Below are 4,525 nucleotides of genomic sequence, written 5' to 3'. Positions count from 1 at the left end.
CTCCCCTCTCCCCTCGCGGGAGAGGGGCCGGGGGAGAGGGGGTAGCGGCGCATGCGGTGTGCCTGATCACCCCCTCTCCCCCACCCTCTCCCGCGAGGGGAGAGGGAGCCTTCAAGGCGCATCGCCGCACATTTCCAGTGTTTTAGGCCGCTAGCGCTTATTGGATAAGCCCTAGCAGCTATCAAATTCATAGTTCTTGAAAACCATGACCACATCCCCCTCCAACGCAGGCGCCCTCGCAGGCATCAAGGTGCTCGACCTCTCGCGCGTGCTGGCGGGCCCGTGGTGCACGCAGATCCTGGCCGACCTGGGCGCAGACGTGGTGAAGGTGGAGCGCCCCAGCGTGGGCGACGACACGCGCCAGTGGGGCCCGCCCTTTTTGAAGGACGCCGAGGGCAACGACACGAACCAGGCCAGCTACTACACCGCCTGCAACCGCAACAAGCGCTCGGTCACCATCGACATGGCGCAGCCCGAAGGGCAAGCGCTCATCAAGCAGATGGCGCAAGAGGCCGACATCGTGGTGGAGAACTTCAAGGTCGGCGGCCTGAAGCAATACGGCCTGGACCACGAGAGCCTGCGCGCGCTCAACCCGCGCCTCATCTACTGCTCCGTCACCGGCTTTGGGCAAGACGGGCCCTACGCCGAGCGCGCAGGCTACGACCTGATGGTGCAGGCCATGACGGGCCTGATGAGCATCACCGGCCAGGCAGACAACCAGCCCGGCGGCGGCCCGATGCGCGTGGGCGTGGCCGTGATCGACCTGTTCACCGGCCTGTACGCCAGCAACGCCATCCTGGCCGCGCTGCATGTGCGTGACAACGCGGTGAACGGCACGGGCCAGGGCCAGCACATCGACATGGCGCTGCTGGACGTGGGCATGGCCGTGCTGGCCAACCAGGCCTCCGGGTTCCTCGCCACGGGCAAGGCACCGGGCCGCATGGGCAACAGCCACCCGAGCCTCGCGCCCTACCAGGACTTCCCCACGCAGGACGGCAACATGCTGCTGGCGATTGGCAACGACGGGCAGTTCCAGCGCTTCTGTGCAGCGGCCAACCAGCCCCAGTGGGCGACCGATCCGCGCTATGCCACCAACACCCTGCGCGTGCAAAACCGTGCTGCGCTGATCCCCGCCATGGAGGCCGTAACGCGCACGCGCACCACCGCCGAGTGGATCACGCTGCTGGAAGACAAGGCCGTGCCCTGCGGCCCCATCAACACCATCGCCCAGGCGTTTGACGACGAACAGGTGAAGGCGCGCGGCCTGGCCGTGAGCCTGCCGCGCTGGAAGGACGGCGAGGCCGCCGCAGATGGTGTGCAGCAGATCACCGGCGTGGCCAGCCCGCTGCGCCTGTCGGCCACGCCGCCCGTGCTGCGCAACGCTCCGCCGGCGCTGGGCCAGCACACCGATGAAGTGCTGCACGGGATGGGGCTGGACGCGGCGCGCATTGCGGCGCTGCGGGACCAGGGCGTGGTGTAGCGGCACGCTTTTCTATCCACGCCACAACGCCCCGCGCCGACAGGATGCGGGGCGTTGGTCTTTCTGGGCCTACGGCACAGGCTGCACCGGTAGTTCTGCCGCCGCCAGCAGGCAGTCCGTCACCTCGTCCGAGAAGCGCATCAGGCGGCCATCCAGCCAGACAGCATCCGATCCCCCCGGGTCCGGCGCCGCAGGCGGCAGGCCGTGGTCCAACAGCGCCTGCGCACAGCCGGCCCAGTCGCCATCGGGTTCGGGCGTGTTGATGGAGCCCCACGACAGCGCGCCGCAGGCGTTGTCGTCAAACCCGTGCCGCGCCTGCCAGCGCGCACCGTGTTCCAGCAAGAAGCGGGTCAGCGCCCCGTCGCCCCGGAAGATGGCGTGGTGCAGCGCCGTGCCCTGCCAGTCGCCGCCGGGCGTGTCGATGGGCCAGCCCAGGCGCACCATCAGCCGCACGGCGGCGCCGCAGTCTGGCTGCGCAGCCAGCTCGGGCAGCAGGCGCTGATGGGCGGGCAACAAGCCCTGCACCTTGCCGGGATGCGCGGCCAGCAAGGCGCGGGCCTGGGCCTCATCGCCTTGCGCGCAGGCCGCCACAAATCGCTCGTCGGCGGGCAGCTCTGCCACGCCCTGCACGCCACGCAAAAAGGCAGCCACCTCCGGCAGACCGTAGCGCAGCGCCTGGATGTGCGCGGGCGTGCCCTCGGCCGTGCGCGCTGCGGGGTCGGCACCGGCGGCCACCAGCGCCTGCACATGCGCCAGCGAGCGGCGACGGCGCACCGCACACAGCAGCGGCTCCATACCTCCCGCGCTGCCACCCAGGGGCTCGTTGGGGTCTGCGCCGTGGGCCAGCAGCAGTTGCAGTGCAGGCAGGTCGTCCAGGTCCAGCACGCGGTGCAGCGTGTTGGTGCCGGGCACACGGGCACCCGCCTGCAGCAGCAGGCGCGTGCATTCCAGGCTGCCCAGCGCGTGGTACAGCGACTCGCCATCGTTGGGGTCGGCCCCCGCCGCCAGCAGCAGCTGGGTGACGCCCGCGTGGTGCTGCACTCCCGCTGCCCCATACAACGCAGACAGGGGGTGCGCCGCATCGGGCGCGGCCAGCGACGCCGGAGGCCAGCGGCTGCCCACGCGCTGCTGCGGGTCGGCCCGTGCGCGCAGCAGCAGCTCCGCGCAGTCGCGCAGACCTTGCGCAAACGCGGGCAGCCGCGCCAGGCTGGAATGTGTGACGGCCATCAGCGGCGGCAGCTGCAGCGGCCCGCCCGGGCGGTGCACCCAGGCAGGGTCGCGCGCCACCTGGTCGCGCAGCCGGGCCACATCGCCCACGGCGCAGGCCAGCCAGACGCCCTGCTCCGCCTCTGGCACCACGCCCTCGGCCCAGAGCTGTTCGGCCAATGCGGGCCGCGCCAAGTGGTTGCCGCCCGCGATGTCGCCCGCATACACCAGGCGCAGCCACAGCAGCGTGGCACGCTCCGGGTCGTCCGCCAGCGCACGGCGCGCCAGGACAAAGGCCTGGAATGGGGGCCACGACGCAAAGCCGTGCTCGCGCGCCAGGCACCACTGGGCGTGGTGCAGGCGCAGGTCGATGCCTGCGGGCAACGCCAGCGGCACAAGGCGCGCCGTAGCCGCAGCATCGCCCGCGCGGGCTTCGGCCAGCAGGGTTTTGGCTTGTTTCTTGAGATAGCCCAGGTCGGGCCGGGGGGGAAGGCGTTTCACGAGAACCTCCGTGCATGTGGACGCCGACGGCCTGCAGTTCCGGCAGCACAAAGAGGGAGAAGAAAACAACTCAAAGAGTCGGCAAGTGGGTTGCACCCTGTCCGCAGGCCCGGGCGCGGCTTGCTTCCGCGCAGCCGGGGATCATCGCGACGGTGTGATCGCGTTCTTGAACAAAGTTTTACAAGCGCCCACAATGGCGCCACCCTGGCAGCCCGGTTCTGTCCCCCCGCAGGTGGGGCGGCTGCCCGATGCAACCTGTCATTCAAAAACCAGGAGGATCGCCATGAAGCTCAGTCTCAAGCTCCCTCTCGCATTCACCGCAGCCTTGCTGCTCCTCTTCGTGGCGGCGCTGTTCGGCATCAGCCGGCTCAACCAGGCGCTTGACACCTACCAGACCACCGTGGCGCAGTCGTTTGCCCAGGAGCGGCTGGCCGCCGCCATGCTCAGCGACTTCAAGGTGCAGGTGCAGGAGTGGAAGAACGTGCTGCTGCGCGGCAAGGACCCGGCGCAGCTCACGCGCTACTGGTCGGCGTTCGAGAAACAGGAAAAGGTCGTCAAGGACGAGGCGCAAAAACTGCTCACCACGCTGCCCGCGGGTGAAAGCCGCGACCGCGTGACGCAGTTCGCCCAGGCGCACGAGCGCATGGGCGCCGCCTACCGCAAGGGGTTTGAAGCCTTCAAGGCCGCCGACCACGACCACCAGGCCGGCGACAAGGCCGTGGCCGGCATGGACCGCGAACCCTCGCAGCTTCTGGACCAGGCGGTGGACCTGATCGCCAAGGGCAGCAGCCAGGTGGCCGAGCAGGCCGCCGCAGGTGCGCAACGCGCCACCACCATCAGCCTGGGCGTGATGCTGGTGGTGTGCGCCCTGGGCATTGCCGGGGCGGTGGCCTTCAGCCGCACGGTGGTGAACCCGCTGGACAACGCGGTGCGCGTGTCGCAGGCCGTGGCCAGCGGCGACCTGACGGTGGCGCAGCAGGTGCCTGGCAAGGACGAGATCGCCCTGCTGCTGAACGCGCTGCACGACATGCAGATCAGCCTGTCGCGCGTGGTGAGCAACGTGCGCAATAACGCCGACAGCGTGGCAGCCGCCAGTACCGAAATCGCCCTGGGCAACAACGACCTGAGTGCCCGCACCGAGCAGCAGGCCAGCGCGCTGGAGGAAACCTCGGCCTCGATGGAAGAACTCAGCTCCACCGTGCAGGCCAATGCCGAGAACGCGCGCACTGCCAACCAGCTGGCCGTGAGCGCCAGCACCGTGGCGGTGCAGGGTGGCGACGTGGTGGCCGAGGTGGTGACCACCATGAAGGGCATCAACGACAGCAGCAAGAAGATCGC

Annotated in this window: 3 protein-coding genes; 2 read left to right on the top strand and 1 reads right to left on the bottom strand. The window is 69.6% G+C overall.

Annotated elements, in window-relative coordinates; all coding sequences use genetic code 11:
- The first annotated feature begins 205 nt into the window (after window positions 1–205).
- Window positions 206–1,480, top strand: coding sequence for a CaiB/BaiF CoA transferase family protein (locus ACOQFS_RS00105; protein ID WP_421560949.1), 1,275 nt, complete (start codon window positions 206–208; stop codon window positions 1,478–1,480).
- Window positions 1,481–1,549: 69 nt separating this feature from the next.
- Here ACOQFS_RS00105 and ACOQFS_RS00100 read toward each other — a convergent pair whose 3' ends face one another.
- Window positions 1,550–3,187 carry a hypothetical protein gene (locus ACOQFS_RS00100; protein WP_421560948.1) on the bottom strand — a complete coding sequence of 546 codons (1,638 nt, stop codon included), beginning with the start codon at window positions 3,185–3,187 and terminating at the stop codon, window positions 1,550–1,552.
- Between the two features lie 283 nt (window positions 3,188–3,470).
- On the opposite strand from ACOQFS_RS00100, the gene ACOQFS_RS00095 reads away from it, so the two are divergent.
- A partial coding sequence (locus tag ACOQFS_RS00095) for a HAMP domain-containing protein (protein WP_421560947.1) occupies window positions 3,471–4,525 on the top strand: 1,055 nt, incomplete at its 3' end.

The sequence above is a fragment of the Paracidovorax sp. MALMAid1276 genome (assembly GCF_049198005.1).
Lineage (GTDB): Bacteria > Pseudomonadota > Gammaproteobacteria > Burkholderiales > Burkholderiaceae_C > Acidovorax.
Note: the sequence above shows the minus strand (reverse complement) of the source record. Positions and strands in the feature narration are given on the sequence as shown.